The sequence below is a fragment of the Undibacterium sp. RuRC25W genome (genome assembly GCF_049339825.1).
Taxonomy (GTDB): domain Bacteria; phylum Pseudomonadota; class Gammaproteobacteria; order Burkholderiales; family Burkholderiaceae_D; genus Undibacterium.
Window position 1 is genome coordinate 1 of sequence record NZ_JBMPPD010000031.1, and the last position, 26075, is coordinate 26075.

Genomic DNA, 26075 nt, shown 5'->3' on the forward strand with positions numbered 1-26075 from the left:
TCCAACCCGGTGCCCACTGGAACGGGCAGCCGTCACCTCAACCCGAGATCATCAAACTGTTTCAAACAGGACCAGACGTTTGATTGTGATCACTCGGCTGTCATGAATAATCCCTGTGTTTTATGGCATGCCTGAGAGACTCTTTTCAGATTCTCTCTGAATCCAGGTTCGACATAGATATGGGGCCACCTTATAAAAACGCAACAACATGGGAGCGTTCATTGTGAACCCAGATTGAGGTAACCTGACGTTGGTGGATACTTCTAGTTGATAAGCTTGTCAAAGGAAGCGAAATCATGAGATCAACAACATATACGCCGGAGTTTCGGGTCGAGGCGGTCAAACTGGTACTAGCGCAAGGCCTGACGCTCGAAGAAGTCGCGCAGCGGATCGCAATACCGAAAGGAACACTTGCCAACTGGGTGAGTGTCGCTAAACGCAGATCCGACCCGGCTGCACCTCCTGGAAGTCTTAGCGCTGCAAGCAAAAGCGCAAGTTCAAAGCCACAACCAGTTCGAAGCATACCTTCTCGGTTGCGACGATCAGTTGAATCCGCCCAGTACTGTGCCGACGGCTACCGCAAGCTGGTTGCGCAGTGTGGCATACAGTCATCGATGTCGTGCAAGGGGAACTGCTACGACAACGTTCCCATGGAAAGCTTCTGGGGCAGCTTAAAGAACGAAATAATTCATCATTAGAGGTACATCACACGTGCCAATGCGGAATCATCGATCAAAGGAATGCATAGAAATTTTCTATAACCGCCAGCGACGCCATTTGCGTCTTGGTTATGTATCGCCAGCACGGTTCGCTGAGACCTTTAGCAAACAAGCGCTGGCAATTTGAAACCGAAGTGTCCACTATTGACAGTACACCTCAGCCGAAGACAAAGCGGAAAAAGCATACAAGAACAAATATACAATTGATAGGATTAGAAAAAATCTACACCGACCCGACTTAACAACTTACATCGGTTTGTCTGCTGCCATTTTTGCGTCCCTTAAATCCTGGTCTCGTCGATTTTTTGCTTCTTTCCTACATTGCTTTACATCGGTCATATCTGCTTTTTTGCACTCAATAATCGTCTCTTGATACACGGCGTTCGCTTCTTTTTTGAGTGTCGCGAGATAGGCCTCAGAGGTGTTTTTTTCTTGGTACCAGCGTTGTGGGTCGCCGCGTCGTTCGATATCGTTATCTGTTCTTTGTTGCGCTGATGCGCCGCTCATTAGGCCGATTAAGCCGCTTAAAACGAATAGTAGTTGAAGGTATCTCGTGGTTGGTCGAGTTGAGGTAACAGATGGCATAGTTATTCCTGAGGTGGTTAAATTCGCCCAGTGATGAGCATAATGATGAGAATAATAATGATGAGACCGCTTAAGCCACTAGGCCCATAACCCCAATTTCTGCTATGGGGCCACAAGGGGAGTGATCCCGCTAAAAAAAGGATCAGAACGATCAGAAGAAAGAGGCTCATCCCGCATTTCCTTTCTTAATTTCATTTTTTTTAACCTCGTCTTTGAAATAATGATAAGTACTTGAGAACGCGTGTTGTAGCACTTCAATATGTTCTTTAATGCTCTCCCAGCTATCCGTGCTGGCAGTTTTCATATCATCGGTTTTTTGGCGTATCTCATTTAGTTTTTGTCGTAAAACCAGCATCTCTGATTCGTACGCCGTATGCGCTTCGGCGGATTTTTCCTTGAATGTTTGTTCAAGTTCATTGAGTGTTAAGTTAAGTTCGTCTAGCTGTAAATGTATCTTATTGATGTAGCTATCGCGTTGTTCCATGACGGTTTCCTTTTCTTTGAGCGTTGTCGTTCGGATATAAAAAATTGTATTGCTTAGATTCGTGAATATTCGCCACGTTGATTTTTCCAGCGCCGTATTCTCTGGGAGTCAGTTTGTTGCAATTGACTGTCGTATTCCTGTGTTTTGTGAATGACTAATCTCGACTCAAAGGCCCGTAGTTTTTTACTTTGTATGAATGCGGCGAGCAATAAACCGCAAAGACCTCCCACTACGAGTCCAATCACAGCTCCAACTAACAGACTTGATATGTCTGAAATAACGATGGTGCGTAGCCCTGAGTAAAACGGTAAGGAGTCGGGTTTGTTTAAGTGACTCAACCAAAAGTAAATCGCACAACATATTGCTCCGGAACTCGCTCCGTATAAAAAACCCTCAATCAAGAGGTACGGGGAATCAACAGGAAAACGCTTCATCTCGGTGTTCGTCATGGTTTGTGCCTTGTTCTTCGGTAGAGAGATTCGTTGCGATGAATAAAAATGCGAGTTGCTTATCTGATTTGAGTACGGATCAGGTAATCCAGAATGCTAGTGGCATACGGGGTCAACATATTCTTTTGCCTTTCATCTATCTGTTCGTTGGCGAACAATGACGCCGGTCGATAGATATCATCGTTGGATGCACTGGTGGAATGTGTGCTTTCGCACGGAAATGTGATGCGCTCTACCTCATAGTATGAAGCGAGAGCGGGGCGTCTTGGTTTGACGTTCAAATGCTTTGCCTTAATCAACCAATCACCAGCAACCAATCGGAGCAATAAATGACAATAAAAATTCGCTACCTTTCTCGTGGCTGCATGTCGTTACTGTGGTTATTCGCTGTGATTTGTATGGTTCCTGTATATGCGCAGAGCACATTTACTCAGCAAAAATTAGATCAGTTATTGGCACCAGTAGCACTGTATCCCGATGCGTTGCTAGGTCAGGTGTTAATTGCGGCAACCTATCCACTCGAAGTGACGCAGGCGGCTACTTATCTACAGTTGCACCATGATGTGAGAAGTAATCAACTTGATCAGATGGCAAATGATCAGCAATGGGATGTCAGTATCCGATCTTTATTGCCTTTTCCTTCTGTGCTTTTGATGATGAATCAGAATCTATCGTGGACACAGCAACTCGGCGATGCTTTTCTAGCTCAGCAACAAGCGGTGATGGAGACCGTGCAGTCATTGCGAAATAAAGCGCGACTGACTGGCCATTTAATCACGGATCAGCAACAACGGGTTATTGATGACAATGGAGACATAACGATAGAGCCCGTCAATATGGAGGTCTACTATGTACCTTATTACAATCCAGGCGTTGTGTATGGGACATGGTGGTGGCCTGATAGCCGTCCTATTTACTGGCAGCCGCCGACAGATTACCGATCATCCAGCTACGGTGGCGACATCGCAAATGGTATCGCTTTTGGTATTGGGGTAGGCATTGTTGGATCTTTGTTTCTGGATGTCCGACCAGATTGGCATACACACCATATAATGATTGTTGATCGTGGTCATCTTGGTCAATCGGCAGATGGCAATCAATGGCAACATAACCCGCAACACAGACAAGGCGTTGCATATCGGAATCAGGATATCAGGAACCAATTTTCACCTGCTGCAATAGTACCTACAAATCGTGAAAATTTTCGAGGTAGATCGCCAAACGCGGTCATACCTGCAAGTCAACGTCCTTCTGATATCCGAGAAAAAGTGACAGAGCACGACCATCCGAAAGCCTCGATACCGCCTCAATATTTGCCTTCAGCAGCGCGGTTTGAAACACACACAGTTCATCAGTCACCATCCGCACCGGTTAATAGTTCGCCTACGTTCTCTCATCCTATGATGCCATCTGGACCGCGTCAGGAAGTGCAAGTATACACAGAGCGTGGACAGCAGAGTCGAGCGTCAATGTCTCATGGTGATAATGAGAAGCGTACAAAATAATGTATTTTCACTGGAGATACTGAGATGAAAACGGTACAAAAAATAGTTATATCGGTGTGTGTCATGCTCACATTGCAAGCACAGGCAGAAGTCGGGCCGCATAACGCAACTAGCCTGATGGGACCGGAGATCCAGACTGCTCAGCATGGTAGACAAGTGAGTTTCGTGTCACCAGATGCCGCGATCAATAGCTTGGTTGATGCTATACGCCAAGGAAATCAAATCAAGATGCGTCGAGTTTTAGGGGAAACAGCAATTCCAGCTGTATATCTCAGTGATCGCGTTCTTAATAACATGTCGAACGAACATTTTTTACGTGCCTTTGACGAAAAACATTCTATTGAGTTCATTGGTATGGATAAGGGGATTCTTCTCATTGGTAACGAGGAGTGGTCATTGCCATTTCCATTAAGACGCGTCGGGTCACGATGGGTGTTTGATGAGGTTGCTGGTGTTAGGGAGTGGCAAAATCGTCGTATAGGCAGTGATGAAATAGCAGCGATACAGGTTTCCCTCGCTTATGCTGACGCGCAACGCGAATACGTTCTTCAAGACAGAAATAGTGATGGCCTATTGGAGTATGCGCAGAAAATTGCCAGTACGCCGGGTTTGCATAATGGGCTTTATTGGAAAACGACAGACGATGAGCCCTTGTCACCCATGGGACAGGCATTTGCTGATGCGCACGAAGATGGCGCACGGCGAATGCCTGGCGCGAGCGGTCATGCCTTTCATGGCTACTATTTTCGCATTTTGACTGCTCAGGGAACCTCTGCGCCAGGCGGGTCCCATAGTTATCTGGTGAAAGAGCGCATGATAGGAGGATTTGCCTTGATCGCGTACCCTGAAAGTTATGGGATGAGCGGTGTGAAAAGCTTCATCATTAGTCATCAAGGTATCGTATATAGCAAAGACCTAGGTGTTAAAACCAAATTATTGGCATCTAAAATGATGTTGTATGATCCGGATGTTACGTGGACTAAGGAGTCGGATTAGAGGTTCTATTCGTTCTATTCGTTCTATTCGAGGCTTTCTCTCAATGAAAAATAATGAAAAAACCCCGTCAGGTTTGTCTGTTGGGCTTTTTCTTTATCTATCATTCTTTAATCTGATTGCTTGCGCATTGAAGTGATAAGTCGTCAACACACACCTGATTTGATTGAGAATTCCAATGTCATCAGGCGTGATGTTTACTTTTTAATTTCGTTGCCGATGACACCGCCAACGACCGCGCCGCCGACGGTTCCTACGCCACTTCCGCCTGTTAAAATTGCGCCAGCAACGGCACCAGCGCCAGCACCAATTGTGGCATTCTTTTCTCGCGTCGTCATTCCAGCGCAGGCACATAAGTGAGCGGCAATAGCAACGATAATGATGTTTCTTCCTGCTGTTTGAATCGTTTTCATGAAATACTCCTTGGTTAAGGTTTTAAGAAGAGGTGAAACTCTGGTGTGCTGAGGCAGGTCTCGCGACTCCTCCTTAGACACTGTCTATAGTGACTATCCCAGACTAGGAGGTAGACCAGGATGGCCTTTTTGATAAAGCCCTAGTAGGAAAATGTTCGGCTCCTAACTCGGACAGGCTTTGGTATTCCAGATATTTTTTTAGAACATCTCGCTGTGCTTCTTCCATTAGTAGGGCCGCTTCTGCCTTATTTTCTTTGACCAAACTACTAAACCGTATTTCATTGTAGGCATAGTCCTGTAGCGGAATATCTGGTGCAAGCGAATCAAGACAAAATGGGTTGGCGCCATGCTCTTTCAAGGCTGGATTAAAGCGAAGTAAAGGCCAGAACCCGCTGCGAACCGCGAGTTGCTGTTGATGCATCCCTTGGCGCATATCAATGCCGTGGGCAATACAATGGCTGTATGCTAGGATAATGGAAGGTCCATCGTAGGCTTGCGCCTCTCTGAAGGCCAAAATACATTGTTGTGGGTTACTTCCCATCGCTACTTGAGCTACGTAGATATTGCCATAAGCGATCGCTTGCAATGCCAGATCTTTTCTTGCGACGCGCTTTCCCCCTGAGGCGAATTTGGCTATCGCACCTAATGGCGTTGCTTTAGATGCTTGTCCTCCTGTATTGGAATAGACCTCGGTATCAAGGACCAACACGTTGACGTTTCTGCCGCTAGCGAGAACATGATCGAGGCCACCCGAATCAATATCATAGGCCCAGCCATCACCCCCAACCAGCCATATACTGCGACGAATTAGGTGGTCAACTAGTGATAAGAGATTGCGAGCGGAATCAGACGCGATACGATGCAAGATTGTTTTTAAATGATTGACCCGTTGGCGTTGCAATTGGATCTCTGATTCTTCAATCTGTCTGGCACCAAGAATATCCTCTACCAGTTGATCGCCGATCAGACTCTTCATCGCCATTATTTGCATTCTTGCCATCGCCAGATGCTTGTCGGCGGCAAGACGAAATCCAAAGCCAAACTCTGCATTATCCTCAAACAAGGAATTTGACCATGCGGGACCTTGACCATGTTCATTGACAGCCCAAGGAGTTACGGGCAAGTTACCACCGTAAATTGAAGAGCATCCTGTGGCATTGGCGATCTGTGCACGGTCACCAAAAAGTTGGGATAGCAATTTCAGATAGGGTGTCTCCCCACAGCCTGCGCAAGCACCAGGGAATTCAAATAAGGGCTGGAGAAATTGTACGCCACGGACATTATCAAAGTCGACCAATGCGCGATCGTTCGTTGGTATGGTTTCAAAAAAATGGATGTGTTTGCGAGCACTCTCTAATATTGGTGCTTTGGCGACCAGGTTGATTGCTTTTGTCTTTGACTTTGTGCCCACATCTGATTCTGATACCACGGGACAGGCTTCAACGCACAGTCCACATCCAGTGCAATCTTCGAGATAAACTTCAAGGCTAAATCGTTGTTCAGGATAGCCTCGCGCATTGATTGGTGCCGATTTGAAATCAGCAGGAGCGCCGGATAATTGATCTTCGTTATAGAATTTTGAGCGGATAACGCTATGTGGGCACACGATAGAGCATTGACCGCATTGTATGCATGTTTCGGCATTCCACGCGGCTACCCAGTCAGAAATATTGCGCTTCTCGTAGGCTGCTGTTCCTGACGGGTAAGTACCATCTGCTGGCATGCTGCTGACAGGAATGCTATTGCCTTCTTGGACTAACATTCTGGCGGTGACTTGCTGGATAAAGGTCGTCGCACTCGATGGCACCGCAGCGGAGAGTTCGATGATGGACGTCGCCTTCATGGGTATATCGACCCTCGACAGCTTGGCAAGAGTCATGTCTACTGCGTGATGATTTTTTTCAATGACTCCGGCTGCCTTATTGGCATAGCTTAGATTAATCGCCGCTTTGATCTGTTGTATGGCGACATCTTTTGGCAGCACCTCGCTGAGTGCGAAATAACACGTTTGCAAGATCGTATTGGTGAGATTGTTTAGGCCTACTTTTTCTGCAATTGATTCAGCATCGATAACAAAAAATTTCAGTTGCTTGTTAATGATGGTTTGTTGAACTGAAAAAGGTAAATGCTGCCAGACATCAGCTGCTCGATAGGGGCTATTTAAAAGAAAAGTTGCACCAGTCGCTGCAAGATCGAGCACATTTTGCCGGAACAAAAAATCAAAATGGTGGCACGCGACAAATTCTGATGAGGTAATTAAATAGGGGGCGTGAATTGCCGCATGGCCAAAACGCAGATGTGAGATTGTCTGCGCGCCAGATTTATGCGAATCGTAGACAAAATAACCTTGCGCAAAAAATCCGGCACTTTCAGCAAGAATTTTAACTGTATTTTTATTTGCACCCACTGTGCCGTCAGCACCGAGACCATAAAATACGGCGGTGCGGATATCGTTGTTGATCGAAAATAAGGGGTCGTAATCCAGACTTGAGTGAGCAAGATCGTCATTAATGCCCACGGTAAAACTATTCTTAGGAGTCGGCTTTCTCAGTTCTGTTAATACAGCCATGACCATGCCAGGAGAGAAATCCTTTGAACCAAGTCCATATCGACCACCGATCACCTTGGGCATGGATGATCGTTCGCCGTTACTACAGGCATTGGCGAGCGTCGCAACAACATCCAGATATAACGGTTCACCGCTAGCTCCAGGTTCTTTACACTGCTCCAGAACGGCAATACATTTTACGCTATCGGGTATGCAGGACAACAAATGTTTTGCCGAAAAAGGTCGAAATAAGCGTACCTGTATGACGCCGATGGACATGACCGACTGCTGGTTTGCTTTTGTTATTGTTTGTACCGTCGCTTTGGTCGTTTCCGCACCAGAACCCATGACGATGATGATATGTTCTGCATTTTCTGGGCCGGTATATTCAAATAAGTGATAGTGCCTTCCGGTGAGCGCGGCAAATTGAACCATGGCCGCTTCGCAGATATCTGGAAACCTAGCGTAGTACGGTGAGACTGCTTCCCGCGTTTGAAAAAACGTATCAGGATTTTGTGCTGTGCCGCGGATAAACGCATGCTCAGGGTTGAGAGCGCGCTCGCGGTGCGCTAGAACGAGTCGATCATCAATCATCGCACGTATCTGGTTGTCACTCAGAAGCGTGAGAGTATTGAGTTCATGCGACGTTCTGAATCCATCAAAAAAATGTAAGACCGGAACGCGTGACATCAGCGTTACTGTTTGCGCAATTAAGGCTTGATCATGGGCTTCCTGCACTGATGCTGACGAGAGCAGTGCAAAGCCGGTGGTTCGTGCGGTCATGACATCAGAGTGATCACCAAAAATTGATAAGGATGACGTGGCCAGCGAACGTGACGCGACATGAAAAACCGCACAGCTTAACTCGCCGGCAATTTTGATCATATTTGGCAGCATCAGCATTAAGCCTTGTGATGATGTAAATGTGGTTGTTAATGCGCCTGATTGAAGCGCACCATGCACAGCACCAGCGGCGCCGCCTTCGCTTTGCATTTCCTGTACAACTGGGACATTGCCCCAGATATTAGTGATGCCATGGGTCGACCACTCGTCAGCAAGTTCTGCCATCGTGGAGGACGGAGTGATAGGGAAGATGGCGCAAATCTCGTTGACCCGATAGGCGATGTGCGCTACAGCAGTATTGCCATCCATGATCGTATGTGTCGTCATCTGCTTCTTTCATTATTCATTTGTTGTCTGAATATTCATCAGTGTTAGCAATCGGAATAGTCCACATCGGGGATCATCTCCATTGCATGGCTTGGACAATGATCGACACAGACTGCACACCCTGTACATAAAGTAAGATCGATCTTGTAAACATCGGGAACGACAGAGGATATGACAGGGGAGTTGCTCTGTTTGCTGATCGCGGTTTGCGGGCAGGCCGCCAGACAGCTGTCGCACTCAAAACAATTGCCGCACGAGAGGCAACGTTTTGCTTCATGCAATGCCGCTGCAGGTGACAACGTGCTGATGACCTCATCAAAGCTTGTCAATCTCTCCGCAACCGTGAGTTCTTGCTCCTGAAGTGATGCAGCGGGACTGTAGACGGGCAGGTTGAGCATGTCGAATGTGATCACACGATGTTTCTCGGGTGTTTGTAAGTTGGTATTGCTGAGCCAAGCGTCGATTTGTGCAGCGGCTTTTTTCCCCATGCCGGTAGCCGCGGTCACACTATGCTGGCCGTCTGTGGCATCACCACCACAAAATATACCTTCTACACCAGTCATTAACTGCGCATCAACAACGATGCTGCCGCTTTCACTACGTTGAATTTTTGGAACTTTCGCCAGAAATTGACTTGCACAATCTTGTCCGATAGCCAGTACTAAGGCATTGGCAGAGATTTCTTCGTACACACCGGTGCCGACAATGCGGCCATGCTCGTCAGTTTGCATCGTTTCGACTTTGATTCTATCGCCGGAGACTTCGGTGACGCCACGCATCCATGCAAAGCGTATGCCTTCTGTAAGCGCCTCCTTCACTTCGAACGGAAGGGCGCTCATATGTGCTGCATCGCGACGATAAATAATGACCGTATCGTCAGCGCCGAGTCTTTTTAAACTACGAGCAACGTCAATTGCCGTATTGCCGCCACCGAGTACCGCCATTGTTCTGCCCATCCGAGGGATCTCTTCTTCATCTAAATGATGTAGTAGCGTGATTGCATCAATAATTTTTCCGCTATCCCTGGTTGGAATCCCAATATGTTTCGAAATGCCTGCACCGATAGCAATAAAAACGGCATCGAATTGACCCGTTTTTTTCTCATCGATCACATCATTGACCTGATGATTGAGGATGATCCGAATGCCCATGTCCTCTAGTCGCTTAATTTCAGTCGCGACGATATCGCGTGGCAAACGATACGCCGGAATGCCATACTGAAGCATGCCACCTGGTAAGCCGTTGGCGTCATGGATGTCGACTTCGTATCCGCGCCTATGTAAATGATATGCGGCCGATAATCCCGCCGGACCCGCGCCGATAATTAAAATCCGCTTTCCCGTTTTGTTGCTAGTGATGGGAAGTTGCCAGCCATGAATGAGTGCCTGATCGCCAAGATAGCGTTCAACCGCATGGATGCTCACGGTACTATCTAACGAGGCCCGGTTGCAGTGAGTTTCGCAGGGGTGGTAGCACGCACGGCCATGTATTGCTGGAAATGGGTTGTCGTTGATAATTGCTTCCCACGCTAGGCGATCTTGTCCAGATTGCGCATACGCAAGCCACGATTGAATATTTTCTCCGGCGGGACATGCTTCATTGCATGGAGGTAATAGATTAATATAGACAGGGCGCTGCACGCGGCGACTACCAACCCCCAAGGATTGGGCTAAGTTCACGATCGGGGTGAGGTCTTGCAATGATGAAGAGCGCATTTTCATTTCGCCTTCACTGTCATTTCAGGATATCGCTGGCTTCCGGTCTCTTTGATGAAGCACGATAAAATGATCGCCATAATAATCCCGACAATACCAACGATACCAGCCTCTCGAAAGCTCTCCATCGTAATATGCGAGTCTACTGCAAGTGTATTGAGTAACCAGCCATATGCTGGTGCCATGAGTGCGCTTAATGTAAATACTAAAAAATTAATCGCGCCAGTTGCACTCCCTTTTACATGATCTGGATTGACTTCTTTGATGATGGTATAAGGAATCATAGCGGCACCTGATCCGAAGCCGAGTAATAATCCGGGTAAATACGGCGGGAGCATGGCTTGCGGAACGTACAAAATCGCCAGCGAGATAATCAACATAAAAACTGCTCCACCGATCAAGACTGGTTTTCGACGGCCGATAACATCTGTGAGATAGCCCAGTAGCGGACAGCCAACCACCCATCCTAGTGGGACCATTGAAACTTGTTTTACTGCTTCTGAAAAGTCCAAATGTGCAGCTTCACGTATAAAGGGCACGCCCCAGATCATGTCGCCGATAGTGGTCGGTAAAAATAATAGTCCTGCACTGAAGCCACACAGATAAGACTGCGGGTTGCTGAGAACGACTTTATAGGGCGAAAACATGTCCCGTAATGATCCCTTTTCTTTAGATGCCACTGCTTCTGCTTTAGGAGTAACAAAAAACATCATGACCGCCACGATCAGACATACGATTCCTGCATCTATCCAGAACTGTTGCCAGTTCATCGTCTCGTGAATTAAAGGGGCAACCAAGAATTGTCCGGCCGATCCGCCAAGCATCCCAAAGCATTGGGTCACACCAATTGCCGTTGCCAGATATTTTCCGGAAAAACCATGAGAGGCAAGATAGACAGCGCCAGTAAAAGCAAATGCCCCGCCAGCCCCTTGCAATAGTCGTCCGAATTCAGCGGATAACGAAAAACCAAGCCCAAATAATACTGAGCCTGCCGCTAGCATGGCGATTCCTGCCGGGATGACCAGCTTTGCACCAAAGTAATCTAAAGAAGCCCCAGCGACCAGCGCAAATAACGAATAGGTATAGTAATAGAGTCCGATGAGGGTGCTTAATCCCACGGCAGACAATGAGAATGCCTGCGTTAGTTCCGGCAGCATCACGCCGGGTGCGGAACGCATTGCATATTGAGAAAAATAGAAGATCAAACAGAACACCCATGCAACAATAAACGGGATCTGTGATTGCCTTTTTATTCGTAATGGAATGCTCGGCTTATTCATCATATCGTCTTCTGCGTACATGACACTTTGGCAGGGGTAGGGCAGATTAAAAGAATTACTAAGGGGGATCAGTTTCAGGTTGGGAGGCATCGGCGTTCCTTAGTCGATTGAGCATGCATTGGAATGATCTGACTTTAAAACGCTATTGATCACGCATCTGTACGCCAACGAACGTGGACAATAGAATGGCTAGGCGCCATAACCTCACTGAGGTGGTTTTGCGTCAGTCCTGCTTTGTCAACGTGGGTTGACGAACAGAGGGGTACGTCAAACTGGTGGAAGATACTTTGTCCCGTCGAATCTGGACTCGTCTCTTTTTTCTTTTGAAAGCTCACTATGCAAAATGAACAATCTGCAATCCACGTCTTTAATACTCACAATGATGCTGAAGAAGCGATCAGATCTTTAGGGAAATCAGGATTTGATGTGAAAAAATTGTCGCTCATTGGTAAGGGCTACCATAGTGAAGAACATCCGATTGGATTTTATAGTACCGGAGACCGCATTAAATCATGGGGTGGAGTTGGCGCATTTTGGGGAGGCATTTGGGGGTTATTAGTCGCACCGGCAGTCTTTGTGTTGCCTGGTGTTGGCTTAGTAGCAATGGCGGGTCCCATTGTAGCAATGCTGGTTGCTGCACTCGAAGGTGCTGCGTTGGTTGGAGGTATTTCTGCTATTGGTGGCGCATTATCGATGATTGGTGTTTCTAAGGATGAACTGATTAAATATGATGCGGCGGTCAAAGCTGATAAATATGTTCTGATCGTTCATGGTGATGCTGCAGATATTGACAGAGCAAAAAATGAGTTGGCTAGCTCTCATGCTGTGACAGAGGCCTGAGATAGCCTGTAGCGTTTGGGGTTTCGACGCGAAGTGGCTGTGCGACTAAGTTGTGTCGTCGCGCTGCCGCCATGATTCAGTGATGAGTATGGCGGCAGTAGCGAGCTATCTGAACTTCATTAACAATCAGCGGTGTATTCTGGAAATTTTTGTTCCTTCAACACTAACGCTCACCATCAAACCTTGCTGATCAAAAATGAAGGCATAGGCATCGTCCTTCAGCGTTGATGTTGAGAGGTTTTTAGCAGCACCTTCGTTCATCACAACAACAGTTGGACCAACGCCGACTTCCCAACCTTTTGCATTGCGCATACTTTGCTCAACTCGGTCACTCATGAGGAAGATGACGTAACCGTAAGACTGAGCACCTGCTTGCCAACCCCAGGAGGCCGAGACAGAATTAAAATATTCATTCATTTGTCCGTTTTTCAGCAAAACACCCTCACCATAACTTCCGCCAAACACAAATCCTGCCTTCACTATTTTAGGGAAAACCAGAATCGATTTTGCTTTTTTGGAGAGTTCAAGGGCGGTGGGGTTGCTGTGATACAGCGTTTTTAAGGCTTCATTCGCTTCCTGATTGAGTTCGGTTGCGGTACTTGCAGCATAAGTAATATTGGGTGCGACAGAAAAAAATAAACTGGCGAAGACAATGGCTGCAAACTGATAGATATAGCGACAATTTTTAAACATGATGTTATTTCCCTTATGTAGCCAAGTTAGAAGAAAGATGTCTTTATCAATTTGAGATAGAGACATCTCATTACTTTATTTAGCTGTAGATTTACATGCTGAAGCGGTATTTTTTGTTGCTTTGTCACAGCATTTCATAGCATGTTCTGAACTTACTTTTGCGTCTGAGACTTTGTCCTTTGTATGGTGGGCGGCAGCATCTAAATGGTGTGCGGCAGCTTCTTTATGATCATTTGCAGCTTGTTCGTGCAAGCTGACGGCTTCAGTATTGATTGTCATTGAATTCTCCGGTGTTGATTGATCGAATGTGATGTGTCTGTTTCTTCTCGACACCAGATTAGTGTAATGAAATGTGATAAGAAACACAGTGCGTTATCGAACACTTTGCTCGCAGTGTTTCTTCATCATAAGTATATATGTTGACGAGATACGATAAATCCAATCTTTCATTCGTGACCTTTTGTTTTTGCATGATAGGTAAGATGATGGTCGCGCAGGTCATTGACCAGATCGACATATAAAACGTCCAAGCGTATGCCATCTACATAAAGCACGGGGTCGTCTTTCTCATCTCCCAACAGACTAACGACAAGATGATAATTTGTGTCAATGTAGCGATAACTGATCGTCAACTCCTTCCAATCAGGCCGCAAGGTAGATGAAATGTGCAATTGTTGATGATGGCGTTTCAGCCCTAACAGAGACTCCATGACAAACGTGTACATCCATCCTGCGGAGCCGGTGTACCACGTCCAGCCACCTCTCCCGATGTGTGGCGCTGTTCCATACACATCCGCAGCGATCACATAAGGTTCTACTTTATAGCGTTGAATATGTTCAGCCGTATCGCCGTGACGGATAGGGTTGATGATGTCAAATGCTTCCCATGCACGTTCAGTTTGTCCCATTTTTGCAAATGCCATTCCCACCCAAATCGCGGCATGTGTGTATTGCCCACCATTTTCACGTACCCCTGGAACGTAACCACGGATGTAACCTGGGTCCTGATCGGATTTATCAAATGGCGGATCTAATAATTGGATAATCTGCTTCTCTTTATTGACTAAACGATGATAAACAGACTCCATGGCTTGAGAGCGATGCGTGGCCTCCCCAGCGTTTGTTAGAACAGACCAGCTTTGAGAAATGGAGTCAATCTGACATTCGCTGTTTTGTGCCGAACCAAGAGCGCTGCCATCATCAAAATAAGCGCGTCGATACCATGCGCCGTCCCATGCTGCTGCATCGATACACTGAGACATTCGCGTCGCATTGTCGTTACAAACACTTTCGAAATAAGTATCTTCTTGGTAGTTAGCTAAAGGTGCAAACTGTGTAAGAACTTCATGTAAAAAGAAACCGAGCCAGACACTTTCTCCTTTTCCTTTATCACCCACTTTGTCCATACCATCGTTCCAATCACACGACCCCATTAGTGGCAGTCCATGTTGACCAAATCGCAGCCCATGTTCAATTGCTTTGACGCAGTGCTGGTAAATACTCGCGATCTGCGCTGACTGTATAGGCTGATCATAATAAGAATCTTCATTCAAATTGAGTGCCCTACCTTCGATAAAGGCGACTTCTACTTCTAATATTCCTGTATCACCACTATGGTTGATATAACTGGCAACCGCTAGTGGTAGCCATAAATAGTCGTCCGAGCAATGTGTTCTTACCCCTTTTTGTGTCGGTGGATGCCACCAATGCTGGACGTCTCCCTCAATAAATTGATGAGCAGCACAAAGTAAAATCTGATCTCGTGCTAATTGATGTCCGGTATGTGCAAGTGCCATTGTGTCTTGAAGTTGATCTCGAAAGCCAAATGCGCCGCCTGATTGGTAATAGCCACTCCGTGCTGACAAGCGACTGGCGATCGTCTGATAAAGCAGCCAACCATTCGCTAAGAGGTTGAGCGACGGATCAGGTGTGGTCACGACAACCGTGTTGAGTGTGTTTTTCCAATAAGCATTAATTTTACTCAAAGCTTGTTCAGCAGCGGGTGGATTGAGGTGGCGTTCGATGAGTTGGTTTGCTGGATTTGTCAGTTGATCTGAGACGCCAAGCATAAAAATTAATTCTTGTTGTTGACCTGGGTTAAGTTCAACTGGCACTTGCAACGCGGCACATGGATCCATGCCTGCCCCTACTTTACCCGATAAATAACGCTTATTCATTGCAGCGGGATTGCGTAAATTGCTGTTGCGCCCAATAAATTCAGCACGATTCCCTGTCACTGAACATTGCAGGCTATTGACCGTAAAAAAAGCGTGGCGTTCGGGAAAATCAGTATTGTAGGAATTTCGTGCGCAAATACCGCTATTGTTAGAGGTCATTTCAGTCACAATATGTAAAGCGGATTTGCTACGAAGGTCGGCTAATACCCATTCAACATAGCCAGTAACAGAAAGCTGGCGATGCTGCAATGAACCGTTCTTAATACGGAAAATAACATATTTTATTGATGTATCAATGGCGACGTAGATGGTCAGCTCAGTAGTAATCGCGTCTTCAGTATGGGTGAAAACGCTATAGCCGAAGCCGTGCCGTACATGATAATCACCATTGCCTCGGCAGGGGAGTGCGGTTGGTGACCAGAATTTACCCGTTTCTTCATCCCGCACATAAAACACTTCGCCGCTGAGATCACTCACTGGATCATTATTCCATGGAGATAAACGAAATTCATGTGCATTTTCTGACCATGTATAAGATTGGCCACTATCAGAAATAATGCTGCCAAACGTTGGATTGGCCAGCACATTGACCCATGGAGCTGGGGTAAACAATTTATCATTGGTGGTGATTAAATATTCTTGACCATCCATCGAAAAACCACCGATACCGTTATCAAAAAGACGGGTCTGAGTATCTTGCGCAGTCGTGCTTGCAATCAGCGTTACGGCATGCGGCTTCTTTTTAATCGGATTGAGATTTCCTGGAAGGACATCGGCTAGATCTCTGCGATTGAGTTGCTCTAATAGCGTACCGCGATGATCTTTTAATATCAGTCGTGCAATTGACTGGAATAAAATCCGGTCTTCGTTAGAAATCTGATCGATAGAACGCACATAAATGCCACCAGGTTTTTCCAATGCATGACTTCCAATGACGGATGAAATCAAACCGACGATTTGATCCTGTAATACCTGCCGATAATTGGCATGATCAGAATTCCAGATGACGAGATCAACAGCGAGCCCCCGTGACTGCCAATAGGCATGGGCTTGTATGAGTTGTCTTGCCAACTCTATGTGATCTTGGCTACTTATTTGTAGCAGCACGATCGGTAAATCTCCAGAGATGGCATAACTCCATAACGCGGATTGTCCCCGGTGGTTTTGGCGCAGAATATCTTCACTTGCACGTAAGAGAGGATTAACATAGATCACTGAATTAGCAAGTCGCGCATACAGTTGGGCGTCTTTTTCGCTAATATTAAGCTGGCGTAGTACTACCTGGCTATGTGTCCAAGAGAGATCGATAACCCGTTCTGCAAGATGCTGATCCTGATATTTCTCAATGAGCGCAAGGCAAATTTCGCGTGTCTCTGCGATGCCAGTGACGAGGTCGATCGTCGCTGATTGCTCTGGATTGAGTGTGAATTGATAGCGGATAGCGACAATAGGATCAAGGACGGAGCCTGCGGTGTTTGACAGTGAGCCCGATTGCGTTAGCGCGTCAGGGTTGTTGCACGTATTACCGCGCCCAATGAACTGCAATCGTGAGGTTTCATAAGAAATATCTTCGGCTTCAACTCCGTGTAATGCCATTAGATGAAACATCGTAGGCACTTTTTCAGCCTTGGAACGTGGTCGGCGCGCACACAAAATCGCGGATTGGTCTGACAATATTTCCGTCTGTACGAATAATTTACTGAACGCTGGGTGTGCATTATCGGCGGCCGGAAGCGCCAGTACGATTTCAGCGTAGCTGGTAAATTCTATCGTTCTCCGCCTCCCAGACCGATTAATAATGCGGGTTCTGCGTAATTCAATATCGTCTTCTGGTGAAACGACGATTTCTGTATGTAAATCGATATTGTTGTCGCGGCGTCGGAATTCAGCGCGCCCTTCAGAAAACACCACCTCATATTGTGGCGAATTGACGAGCGTGGGTTGAAACGCAGTGGACCAGTATTTCCCCGTTTCTACGTCGCGTACGTAGCAAAAACTACCCCAGTCATCCTTAGTGCCATCTTCGGTCCAGCGGGTGACGGCGAGATCGTTCCAGCGACTATAACTACCACCGGCACTGGTGATCATGACGTGGTAATGACCATTCGAAAGTAATTGGACTTCTGGTGTGCGTGAATTTGGTTGATTGAGTATTCGTAAGGGCGTGGTCTGATCATTGACGCTACTACGTATATCTGCCAGTTCTGTCGTATTTGCGTAAGTTGCCGTTGCTTCTGGTACCCGCTCGTACAAGAGCGGAATCGTCGCTTTGAGCAAAGGATCTGATTCGAAGCGACTCTGTAAAGGGCGGTCTAACAGTACATAGCCCAGAGATAACAACCCCATACCTTGATGGTGGCTCATCAACGAAGCGATGAGCGCATGATTCTGTCCACGAGGTATTCGTGACGCCGTAAAATCAATGGCCTCGTAAAAACCATACTCGCCGCAATAGCCGGACGAAGCTAATGCCAATAGGTTTTCGCACGCCGCTTCAGGATTGACCATCAATGCCATCATCGACGCATAGGGCGCAATGACGAGATCATCTCCAAGTCCGCGTTTGAATCCCAAACCAGGGACACCAAAAGCACGGTACTGATAATTGAGATTGGTATCGAAAGCGTTATAGCCTGACTCTGAGATGCCCCAGGGTACGCCGCGTTGCAGCCCGTACTCTACCTGGCGCTGTACAGCGGCGTGATAGGTCTGATCAAGCAGGGTATGTCGATAAGTCGGCATAATTAGCAAAGGCATGAGGTATTCAAACATCGAACCGCTCCATGACAATAGGATGGGTTCGCCGCCAGCGATGGTCAGTTGGCGTCCTAAAGCAAACCAACTTTCTTGCGGGAGTTGCCCTTGAGCGATACCGATGAAACACGCCAATCTTGCTTCTGATGCAAGTAAGTCATAACGACCTACATCGCATCGACGTTCATTAATGTTGTAGCCGATAGATAATAAATGCGTCGTCGTATCGTATAGAAAGTCATACTGCACTTCAGAAAAATGGGTTGCCATCAACGCTAAGCGTTGGATATCAGTGATACGTGACAGCGCCCGTTTTTTTGCCAGTGCAATCAACTCACTCCAAGATTCATTCTTTTCGACATCAGCATCATATTGATTGACTGCCAGACTATCCTCCATCTGCTGGTGATCTGTATGGCTCATACTGGCTAATTGGACTAAACTTGGAATCCCTTTGAGTTGTGGAAAATGTGCAAAGCAAATATCAATGTCGGGATGTGCTAGCCATGGGGCCAGGAACAGGATTTCTGTCTGATGCGACTCACATTGTGTGATAAACGCAGCGATCCATGTCATCGTTGCTGTATTTTTGTCCTGCTCATTGTGATGCGATTGCAATTCCTTCATGCGCTCGACCATGTCAACGAGCGCGCTGTAGGACTGAGAGAGGCAGTCTGGGGGAGATTCCATGAGCAATGCTAACGTCTTATTGATCTCAGTCAAAAGAGGCGAGGTAATGTCATTGAGATCTTCCAGTAACGCTTGAAATGTATCCCCTAATCCGATAAAAATGCGCCGACCTAAAATTGGCTGTTCTGTCAGATCTGTCAGCGCTTGCTGTAAGGTCATCAGATGGCCGGAAAAATTTCCGCTATCGACGGTAGAGATGTACATCGGCTGCAATGGCGTGAGATTGAGCGTGTCATACCAATTGTAAAAATGTCCTTTATATCTTTCCATGAGATCAAGGCTCTGAAAGGTATTGCTGGTTCGCTTGAGTAATTCGCCCGCACTGATGTAAGCAAAATCAAACGCAATGACATTCGCGAGTAATGAGAGTCCAATATTTGTTGGCGAGGTTCTATGCGCAATCACGGCGACGGGTTCTGATTGGACGTTATCCGGTGGTAGCCAATGATCTTCAGCGCTGACATAGGTATCAAAAAACCGCCAGGTCTTTCTGGCAAGCACACGTAAGAAAAGATCCTGTGTGAGCGAGAGTTTTTTTGTCAGATGCAGCCTAGGGATGCTGATACGATAGGCAATATAAGGTGAAATAAACCAGCAAATCAGGAAAGGTAGGCTTGACGGTAGGCTGCCGCTCTTTACGAACAATAACGCAGCGGCGATGAAAATTGCCAAAGCGGAGGCGACCCACATTTTCTTCAGCGTTTGCCAAAATGAATTTTCTCCGCTTTGATGGTCGAGATGAGAGGGATTCCATTCAAGTAAATGTTCGCGTGATACCAAGATGCGCCATTGGGTACGAATGATCGCATCGCTGAAAACCCATGCCTCATAAGGTAAAAAGCACAGGTGAAGAAAGGTCTGAGTCAGGCTTGTTTTGGCGTGAATAAACAGCGCAACCAAGTGTTGTCTAAATAAGATGTCACCGGGTTTATTAACAAAACTGACTGCCAACGATAAGAGGGTTGGTAACGCTAATAATAGTAATAATGCCCATGACCAAAAACCACCTCGATATGTTGTGGGGAGTAGCCACCATCCAGTCAAGAGGAAAAGCATCTGTGCCGCAGGTGTAACACTGCGTCGTAGATTATCGAATAATTTCCAGCGAGATAATTTCGAGAGTGGATTGAGACAATGATGTTCCTGCTCATTGTGTTTGCTGCTAACGATTAATTGCGGCACACTGGCTAACATCCAAGAAGCAATCTGCCAGTCTCCTCTGACCCATCGGTGCCGGCGGCGCATATCCGTTAAGTAATGCGCCGGATAGGCTTCAATGAGTGGAATGTCACTGATGAGACCAGCACGGGCGTAACAGCCCTCCAGAAGGTCATGACTAAGAACCCTATTTTCTGGCATGCGGCTGGTGAGTGCTTGTTCAAAGGTATCGACATCATAAATGCCTTTGCCAATAAAAGAGCCCTCTCGGAAAAGATCCTGATAGACGTCAGATACCGTTCTTGTATAAGGATCGATACCTGTATCTCCGCCATACAATAATTCATAACGTGAAGCGTGTAACGACGGAATGCCAACGGCGATACGTGGTTGTAAGATGCCGTAGCCTTCGGTAACTCTGCCCAGACTGACATCGTAACAAGCCTGATTCAGAATATGGGCTAGCGTAGCAATAAGAAAAGATGCTGCATCCCGAGGTAATTCAGTATCTGTGTCGAGCGTAATAATGTACTTTATTTTGGACAGTCCACCGGTATCGCCAACCACCAAAGAGAAGGCAGTTCCTGATAAGTCGCGCAAATAGGCATTCAGACTAGCCAGTTTTCCTCTTTTACGCTCAAAGGACATCCATTTATTTTCTTGGCTATTCCAAAGGCGAGGGCGGTGCATGAGCAGAAAATATGCACCATCCTTGCGTGGATATTTGCTATTGAGTTTTTCGATCTGGGATTGCGCTTTTTCTAGTAACGCATTATCCGTGGCAAGAATTTCTGTGTCAGCGTCTGCGAAATCAGTTAACAAGCAAAACTGTAAATGGTAATCCTGGTTTGCTAGAAAACGTACTTCCATTGCGCTGCATAGTTCATCAATTATTGCTACGTCAAATAACAGCGTCGGCACGACAACCAGACAGCTAAATTCTTCCGGAATATGTTTAGAAAAATCCAGTCGTGGCAGAGGATGCGGACTCACAATAATTGTGACCAGCCAATTGACAATTGCTGTAGCAAATTGGCTGCTTACCAGAAAACAAATGATCGAATAAAAGGCAATAGTGTACAAATGATGCGTGACTGCGAGGGATTGAACCATTAACGCAACAGTGACGGCTGTGCTTAGTCCAAAAATGCCAGCGATATAAAAAGGAAAAGCATGACGTTTGATATAGCGATCACATTTATCATGCAAGGAAAGGTGAACTTTCGCTGCCAGTTCAAGCTGTGGTAGGCCTTTATCAATTAAAAAGTAGCCGATATGTGTACGCCTTTTTTGTTTCTCAGCACTGTTTAACTCTTGTTTAGATAAGGTTAAAGCGATATTTGCGACATCGCACTCTGAAAACTGACTCTGCTTTGCAATTCGCTCAATGACATGGCGGTATCTATCCCGGGTTGAAAAATCCATATGCTGATAAACATTTGCCGGATCCTGTGTCAGGATCATATTGACGGCACTCATGTTTTCAACAAAATCACGCCAATCCATTGCTGTCAGTAGTCTCAGACTACCAATACTGTTGCTAATTGAAATCTGATCAGCAGCTTGCTTTTGCGATTCGAGCTGTACTAATTTTTCTATCGTTTGCCCATTTTCAGCCAATCGTTGTGTGAGCCAATTGAGTGGTAGCGTTAGTGTTGGTGCTTGTCCTTGTAGACGACGAACTAGTTCTGCAACAAAGGCACTGTCTAAGGGAGGGTGCGATCTCGACATGTCTGCGACAAGTAAAATCAGATTACTAGGATCTTTTTCCGCAGTCGTAATCATGGCATCTGCCCATTCGATCGCCAGTTTGCGGTTTTCTTGTGTGATCGCAAGACGTGCAGCAACTCGTCGCAGATTTTCGATTAAGGCAAGCCGTAACATGATCGGAATCGCCCACAACTCACCAAGCTTTAATGACGAGATTACTTGATAAGCCATAATAAAATGGCGAAGATTATCTGGATCGATACGCCCGTCTCCGTGAGATATCGTCTCTAGAGCAATCCCATACACGCGGGGTTTGCCAGCGCAATTGCCGGTTGCAAGACAAGGTAATTCTTTGCTGTAATTTTTTGGTAAATGATGCTTCGCCGTCCTGATCTGATCCTCTATGAGATAGAAATTATCCAATAGCCACGCCGCTGCCGGTGTGAGTTGATGGCCTGATTTAATGGCCTCTGTCAGTACCTCACAGGTGCTGATGATCACTTCTTCATTGGATGAAAGACGGGCCAGCAGCTGATCTGAATGGACCGTATCGCTGAGGACATGCCCTGTTGCGAGAATACGACCATGTTGCTCCATTTGTAGTGCACTGAATAATTCTGATCGTAAAGGGGATTCGGTTGACATTGCCTGGTGATGTGATCGGAACCATAAACGCTTCATCAGCCAGTTAAATCGCAAGCTATAAAAGACACCAGAGAGACGTTCCAGAATCGTTTTCAAATTGCACACTTCTTTCTTTTTATGCTTATACGCGTAGTTGTAGTTTTCCTATTGCCCAATGCCAAAGGGCTTCATGTGTTGATCGTAGAGTAAGCACTGCGCCTTGTAGGTTCGTTGTCGAACATAAGCAAGGCGACCGCATGGTGGCGTGATGTCGTTCGCCACTGACGTACAAAATGGTTCGGCATCGCACAGAACGCGCCCGAAAAGCGGTATATAACAAACCCTCAAAGGCTGCAGGTGATTGCATGCTTTTAATTGCAACCCTCTACAGCTTCTTTCTACAGGCTTCCATTAACGATCAGGAGTAAATGATGTCTATTTCTCAGTCCGCTACGAAACGTGGTGTTCAGTTACTTTTTTTAACTTGCTTGCCAATAGCGTCGATTGCATTTACAGCATGCAATAGTGTTCCTACCTCGGTCATTGCAGAGATGGCAGTTTCCACCTCCGATGTGAACAATGCTGCTGCCGTCGGTGGCGGTACGCTTGCGCCGGATGAAATGCGTTCTGCCCGAGAACGACTGAAGCAGGCGAATAATGCAATGGCCGCGTACGATTATCAGGCTGCTGCTGATTACGCTAATCAGGCGCAAGCAGAAGCGAAATTAGTGCAAACGAAAGTGAGTTCCATCAAAGCACAACAAGCAGCTGCTGCTTTACAGGAAGACATTCGTGTTCTACGTGAGGAACTATATCGCGTCAATAACAGTAAATAAGTGAATTTGGCTTAGTACACATAACTAGATAAGAGGAGATGACCAATTCTGGTCGAACTCTTATTACTTACTTCTTAACTTCATGACCGGAGAGTGGCAATGAAAAAAATAACAATGACGCCTGCAGCATTGCTGATGATAGCGATATTGACTGCTTGTAGCACTGCACCTAAAACGACTTCCTTACTGGAAGTCACTAGGCAGCAGTATCTCAACGTGCAAAATAATCCGCGGATAGCGCAACTCGCCCCGTCAGAGATGCGACAGGCAAGTGATGCGATGTCCCTTGCTAATCAAGCAGCACAAAACAATGAAAGCGCGGATGAAATTAATAAGTTCGCTCTCTTGGCAAAGACAAAGATAGACACTGCCGAGGAGGCTGCTAAACAAAAAAATGCTGAAAACAATATCGCTAATGCAGGCAAGCAACGCGACCAGATGCGATTGGAACAACGGACCACAGAGGTAGATCAGCAAAAAAATCGTGCTGACTATGCAGAACGTTCAGCTCAGATAGCCCAAAGTGATACACAGAGGGCTCAGGGTGATATGCAGAGGGCGCAAGGCGATACCCAGAAGGCGCAGCAAAAAGTGGTGGCATTATCGGCCGAGTTAGCTGATCTAAAAGCAAAAAATACAGACCGTGGCGTTGTTATTACATTAGGTGACCTATTGTTTGGTTTTAATGATGCACGACTAAAACCCGAAGGTATCCATGAGCTACAAAAACTGGCCGATGTTTTACAGACCAATCAACAGCAAAAAATTTTGGTGGAAGGCTATACGGATAGTACCGGAGGCGCTGCTTATAACCTGCAGTTGTCAGAGCGTCGCGCGAATGCCGTCAGTAGTGCATTACAGCTGATGGGGGTGCAACGAAGCCGTATTGCGATCCACGGCTATGGTGAAGAGTTTCCAGTGGCGGAAAATACAAACTCCGAAAATCGGCAATTGAACCGTCGTGTGGAAATCATCCTATCTGACGCAAACGGAAATATTATCAATAGATAACTAGGATCAGATATCCCTGTCCGTAACTCATTGACAGTTATTGTCTTTGAGGATGGGGATCCTCCCTATATCTATCATCACTTGGAGAACGCAATGATGTTAACAGACATAATTAACGCCACCCGCAGCTTCATCCTTTCAGCGGAAAGCCTGCCGGAAACGGTAACTCAACCACGCAACAAAGAGGTGCGCGTGGAGGTCGCTGATGAGGCCGCACTTGATGAAGCTTTAAAAGAAACTTTTCCTGCGAGTGATCCGATTGCGGTGACGTTTACGCCAGTCGAAAAAAAGTAAACATCATGTCTGTCGCTGGTGACAGACATGAAAGGTAATACTGATATAGATGGGGCGCTGTTTTAGGTGCGAATACGCTATATTCGATGGCAAAGGTCAGGTAGCCATTTTTTCTGGTAGTAGTCGGTTATATTCTTTTTTCACGACCATATAGCATTCGCAGGTTCGTTTTTCTAATCCTGCACGATCCAGAATTTTGATATGTCCGCGCGAATAGCTGATTAATCCTGCATTTTGTAGTTTTAGTGCTGCTTCAGTCACGCCTTCTCGTCTGACCCCAAGCATGTTGGCGATCAATTCTTGGGTCATGACCAGATCGATACCATTGAGTCTATCGAGGCTCAATAGCAACCAACGACATAATTGCTTGTCGAGGGTGTGATGCCGGTTGCAGACCGCAGTTTGCGACATTTGAGTGATTAGCGCCTGGGTATAGCGAAGCAGGAGATGGAGCACGGGACCCGCTTTATTGAACTCTTCCTTAATAATGCTGGCCGGGAGTCTGAAACCGGCACCCGCGCTTTGAACTACAGCCCTGCTAGGCGTAGATTCTCCACCCATAAATAAAGATACCCCTACGATTCCTTCGTTTCCTACTACGGCAATTTCAGCCGACCCACCATCTTCTAATACATAGAGTAAAGAGACAATCGCCGTTGTTGGAAAGTAAACGTAATGCTGTACGCCACCTGATTCATATAAGACTTTGCCTAATGGCAAATCAATGACTTCCAGCTTGAGCTTTATTTTGTCCATTAGTTCAGCAGGTATACAGGCTAATAAATGATTATCTTGCGGCTTTGAGCATGGTTTCATAGAAAATTTTTGTCTGATGGCAAGTGTGAAGGTGGGCTAAGAGATCTCTTACCCTAAGATCTGGCACGGATGCCAATCCCCTCTCATTGATGGCAAATGACATCGCGGAGGAGGGGCTTTTCATTACGTCATTCGTTATCAGAATGTGATAGTTGTTACAATTTGTATGTGCGTCAACGCACATAGTGTCATAACTTGAGACATATTAAAAAATAATCATAGCGACGATGAGCTCGTCGCTCCTTCTCATTTGACGATGGATGAGAAATCTGTTCCTCGGCTTGCGGATACGGCTCCTTTATAGTTTTTCTCCGTTGATAAGCCGTAGCAAAACCATAATGACAGCGATCACAAGCAGAATATGAATAAATCCTCCTAAGGTGTAGGCAGTGACCATGCCCAGTAGCCATAGCACAATGAGCACAACAGCAATGGTGTACAGCATATTTTTCTCCTAATAGATGCGTTAATTAAGTAGCAATGATATTAGCGAGATGAGACCGTTTTTCAACGCGCCTAATTCACTGAAATCCTTGCATACAACAAAACTTTGACATGGCGTGCTCCTGCTGTCTGTGTGCAAAACCACACATAAATTATTTCGTAGCGTG

The 26075-nt window shown here is 46.3% G+C and carries 18 protein-coding genes and 2 pseudogenes; 8 read left to right on the forward strand and 12 right to left on the reverse strand.

The genetic code is table 11. From position 1 onward, the window contains the following. Window positions 1–296: 296 nt before the first annotated feature. Window positions 297–461 (forward strand): annotated as a pseudogene (locus ACO0KV_RS13995) (transposase); the annotation flags it as partial. A 93-nt stretch (window positions 462–554) separates the two neighbouring features. After that, a pseudogene (locus tag ACO0KV_RS14000) lies at window positions 555–846 on the forward strand (IS3 family transposase); the annotation flags it as partial. A gap of 119 nt (window positions 847–965) precedes the next feature. Here ACO0KV_RS14000 and ACO0KV_RS14005 read toward each other — a convergent pair. The 3 genes from ACO0KV_RS14005 to ACO0KV_RS14015 are packed head-to-tail and all read right to left on the reverse strand — an operon-like array spanning window position 966 to window position 1788. Next, window positions 966–1304 (reverse strand): hypothetical protein, encoded by a 339-nt coding sequence (locus ACO0KV_RS14005; RefSeq protein ID WP_423043153.1) that lies wholly within the window; start codon window positions 1302–1304, stop codon window positions 966–968. Between the two features lie 17 nt (window positions 1305–1321). Then, on the reverse strand, window positions 1322–1474 hold the full coding sequence (locus tag ACO0KV_RS14010) for a DUF3309 family protein (RefSeq protein WP_423043154.1): 153 nt from the start codon (window positions 1472–1474) through the stop codon (window positions 1322–1324). Then, window positions 1471–1788, reverse strand: coding sequence for a hypothetical protein (locus ACO0KV_RS14015; protein WP_423043155.1), 318 nt, complete (start codon window positions 1786–1788; stop codon window positions 1471–1473). Before ACO0KV_RS14015 ends, ACO0KV_RS14010 begins: the two co-directional genes overlap by 4 nt. Window positions 1789–2566: 778 nt before the next feature. Between ACO0KV_RS14015 and ACO0KV_RS14020 the strand changes: the two genes are divergently transcribed. Next, window positions 2567–3742, forward strand: a complete 1176-nt coding sequence (locus tag ACO0KV_RS14020) for a DUF3300 domain-containing protein (protein WP_423043156.1) — start codon at window positions 2567–2569, stop codon at window positions 3740–3742. Between the two features lie 24 nt (window positions 3743–3766). Beyond that, window positions 3767–4738 carry a DUF2950 domain-containing protein gene (locus tag ACO0KV_RS14025; protein WP_423043157.1) on the forward strand — a complete coding sequence of 324 codons (972 nt, stop codon included), beginning with the start codon at window positions 3767–3769 and terminating at the stop codon, window positions 4736–4738. 194 nt (window positions 4739–4932) lie between these two features. On the opposite strand, the gene ACO0KV_RS14030 is transcribed toward ACO0KV_RS14025, so the two are convergent. The 4 genes from ACO0KV_RS14030 to ACO0KV_RS14045 all read right to left on the reverse strand — a co-directional run bounded on the left by ACO0KV_RS14030 (window position 4933) and on the right by ACO0KV_RS14045 (window position 11864). Beyond that, window positions 4933–5148, reverse strand: coding sequence for a glycine zipper 2TM domain-containing protein (locus tag ACO0KV_RS14030; protein WP_423043158.1), 216 nt, complete (start codon window positions 5146–5148; stop codon window positions 4933–4935). A 103-nt stretch (window positions 5149–5251) separates the two neighbouring features. After that, entirely contained in the window at window positions 5252–8866 is a 3615-nt protein-coding gene (gene nifJ / locus ACO0KV_RS14035) for a pyruvate:ferredoxin (flavodoxin) oxidoreductase (RefSeq protein ID WP_423043159.1), read from the reverse strand. Between the two features lie 44 nt (window positions 8867–8910). Then, window positions 8911–10581 (reverse strand): NAD(P)-binding protein, encoded by a 1671-nt coding sequence (locus tag ACO0KV_RS14040; RefSeq protein WP_423043160.1) that lies wholly within the window; start codon window positions 10579–10581, stop codon window positions 8911–8913. Between the two features lie 2 nt (window positions 10582–10583). Continuing rightward, window positions 10584–11864, reverse strand: coding sequence for an MFS transporter (locus ACO0KV_RS14045; protein ID WP_423043161.1), 1281 nt, complete (start codon window positions 11862–11864; stop codon window positions 10584–10586). 333 nt (window positions 11865–12197) lie between these two features. Between ACO0KV_RS14045 and ACO0KV_RS14050 the strand changes: the two genes are divergently transcribed. Then, complete coding sequence (locus ACO0KV_RS14050) at window positions 12198–12701, forward strand: DUF1269 domain-containing protein (RefSeq protein ID WP_423043162.1); 504 nt, start codon at window positions 12198–12200, stop codon at window positions 12699–12701. Between the two features lie 126 nt (window positions 12702–12827). On the opposite strand, the gene ACO0KV_RS14055 is transcribed toward ACO0KV_RS14050, so the two are convergent. The 3 genes from ACO0KV_RS14055 to ACO0KV_RS14065 all read right to left on the reverse strand — a co-directional run bounded on the left by ACO0KV_RS14055 (window position 12828) and on the right by ACO0KV_RS14065 (window position 22624). Continuing rightward, window positions 12828–13394: a YSC84-related protein gene (locus tag ACO0KV_RS14055; protein WP_423043163.1), complete on the reverse strand. Its 567-nt coding sequence runs from the start codon at window positions 13392–13394 to the stop codon at window positions 12828–12830. A 75-nt stretch (window positions 13395–13469) separates the two neighbouring features. Then, a complete protein-coding gene (locus tag ACO0KV_RS14060) occupies window positions 13470–13673 on the reverse strand; it encodes a hypothetical protein (protein ID WP_423043164.1) in 204 nt (67 codons plus the stop codon). A 167-nt stretch (window positions 13674–13840) separates the two neighbouring features. Then, on the reverse strand, window positions 13841–22624 hold the full coding sequence (locus ACO0KV_RS14065; protein WP_423043165.1) for a GH36-type glycosyl hydrolase domain-containing protein: 8784 nt from the start codon (window positions 22622–22624) through the stop codon (window positions 13841–13843). Window positions 22625–22935: 311 nt separating this feature from the next. On the opposite strand from ACO0KV_RS14065, the gene ACO0KV_RS14070 reads away from it, so the two are divergent. The 3 genes from ACO0KV_RS14070 (at window position 22936) to ACO0KV_RS14080 (ending at window position 24648) form a co-directional block, all read left to right on the forward strand. Beyond that, window positions 22936–23343 (forward strand): DUF4398 domain-containing protein, encoded by a 408-nt coding sequence (locus tag ACO0KV_RS14070; RefSeq protein ID WP_423043166.1) that lies wholly within the window; start codon window positions 22936–22938, stop codon window positions 23341–23343. A 99-nt stretch (window positions 23344–23442) separates the two neighbouring features. After that, window positions 23443–24354, forward strand: a complete 912-nt coding sequence (locus ACO0KV_RS14075; RefSeq protein ID WP_423043167.1) for an OmpA family protein — start codon at window positions 23443–23445, stop codon at window positions 24352–24354. 93 nt (window positions 24355–24447) lie between these two features. Continuing rightward, window positions 24448–24648, forward strand: coding sequence for a hypothetical protein (locus ACO0KV_RS14080; RefSeq protein ID WP_423043168.1), 201 nt, complete (start codon window positions 24448–24450; stop codon window positions 24646–24648). 96 nt (window positions 24649–24744) lie between these two features. On the opposite strand, the gene ACO0KV_RS14085 is transcribed toward ACO0KV_RS14080, so the two are convergent. Together ACO0KV_RS14085 and ACO0KV_RS14090 are read right to left on the reverse strand one after the other, a co-directional pair. Then, window positions 24745–25464 (reverse strand): Crp/Fnr family transcriptional regulator, encoded by a 720-nt coding sequence (locus ACO0KV_RS14085; RefSeq protein WP_423043169.1) that lies wholly within the window; start codon window positions 25462–25464, stop codon window positions 24745–24747. A 298-nt stretch (window positions 25465–25762) separates the two neighbouring features. Further along, window positions 25763–25909: a lmo0937 family membrane protein gene (locus ACO0KV_RS14090; RefSeq protein WP_423043170.1), complete on the reverse strand. Its 147-nt coding sequence runs from the start codon at window positions 25907–25909 to the stop codon at window positions 25763–25765. Between the last annotated feature and the right edge of the window lie 166 nt (window positions 25910–26075).

What these genes read in the sequence shown, in the direction of transcription:
- ACO0KV_RS14005 (WP_423043153.1), bottom strand. Translation starts at nt 1,304, where the DNA reads ATGCCATCTGTTACCTCAACTCGACCAACCACGAGATACCTTCAACTA.
- ACO0KV_RS14010 (WP_423043154.1), bottom strand. Translation starts at nt 1,474, where the DNA reads ATGAGCCTCTTTCTTCTGATCGTTCTGATCCTTTTTTTAGCGGGATCA.
- ACO0KV_RS14015 (WP_423043155.1), bottom strand. Translation starts at nt 1,788, where the DNA reads ATGGAACAACGCGATAGCTACATCAATAAGATACATTTACAGCTAGAC.
- ACO0KV_RS14020 (WP_423043156.1), top strand. Translation starts at nt 2,567, where the DNA reads ATGACAATAAAAATTCGCTACCTTTCTCGTGGCTGCATGTCGTTACTG.
- ACO0KV_RS14025 (WP_423043157.1), top strand. Translation starts at nt 3,767, where the DNA reads ATGAAAACGGTACAAAAAATAGTTATATCGGTGTGTGTCATGCTCACA.
- ACO0KV_RS14030 (WP_423043158.1), bottom strand. Translation starts at nt 5,148, where the DNA reads ATGAAAACGATTCAAACAGCAGGAAGAAACATCATTATCGTTGCTATT.
- nifJ (WP_423043159.1), bottom strand. Translation starts at nt 8,866, where the DNA reads ATGACGACACATACGATCATGGATGGCAATACTGCTGTAGCGCACATC.
- ACO0KV_RS14040 (WP_423043160.1), bottom strand. Translation starts at nt 10,581, where the DNA reads ATGCGCTCTTCATCATTGCAAGACCTCACCCCGATCGTGAACTTAGCC.
- ACO0KV_RS14045 (WP_423043161.1), bottom strand. Translation starts at nt 11,864, where the DNA reads ATGATGAATAAGCCGAGCATTCCATTACGAATAAAAAGGCAATCACAG.
- ACO0KV_RS14050 (WP_423043162.1), top strand. Translation starts at nt 12,198, where the DNA reads ATGCAAAATGAACAATCTGCAATCCACGTCTTTAATACTCACAATGAT.
- ACO0KV_RS14055 (WP_423043163.1), bottom strand. Translation starts at nt 13,394, where the DNA reads ATGTTTAAAAATTGTCGCTATATCTATCAGTTTGCAGCCATTGTCTTC.
- ACO0KV_RS14060 (WP_423043164.1), bottom strand. Translation starts at nt 13,673, where the DNA reads ATGACAATCAATACTGAAGCCGTCAGCTTGCACGAACAAGCTGCAAAT.
- ACO0KV_RS14070 (WP_423043166.1), top strand. Translation starts at nt 22,936, where the DNA reads ATGATGTCTATTTCTCAGTCCGCTACGAAACGTGGTGTTCAGTTACTT.
- ACO0KV_RS14075 (WP_423043167.1), top strand. Translation starts at nt 23,443, where the DNA reads ATGAAAAAAATAACAATGACGCCTGCAGCATTGCTGATGATAGCGATA.
- ACO0KV_RS14080 (WP_423043168.1), top strand. Translation starts at nt 24,448, where the DNA reads ATGATGTTAACAGACATAATTAACGCCACCCGCAGCTTCATCCTTTCA.
- ACO0KV_RS14085 (WP_423043169.1), bottom strand. Translation starts at nt 25,464, where the DNA reads ATGAAACCATGCTCAAAGCCGCAAGATAATCATTTATTAGCCTGTATA.
- ACO0KV_RS14090 (WP_423043170.1), bottom strand. Translation starts at nt 25,909, where the DNA reads ATGCTGTACACCATTGCTGTTGTGCTCATTGTGCTATGGCTACTGGGC.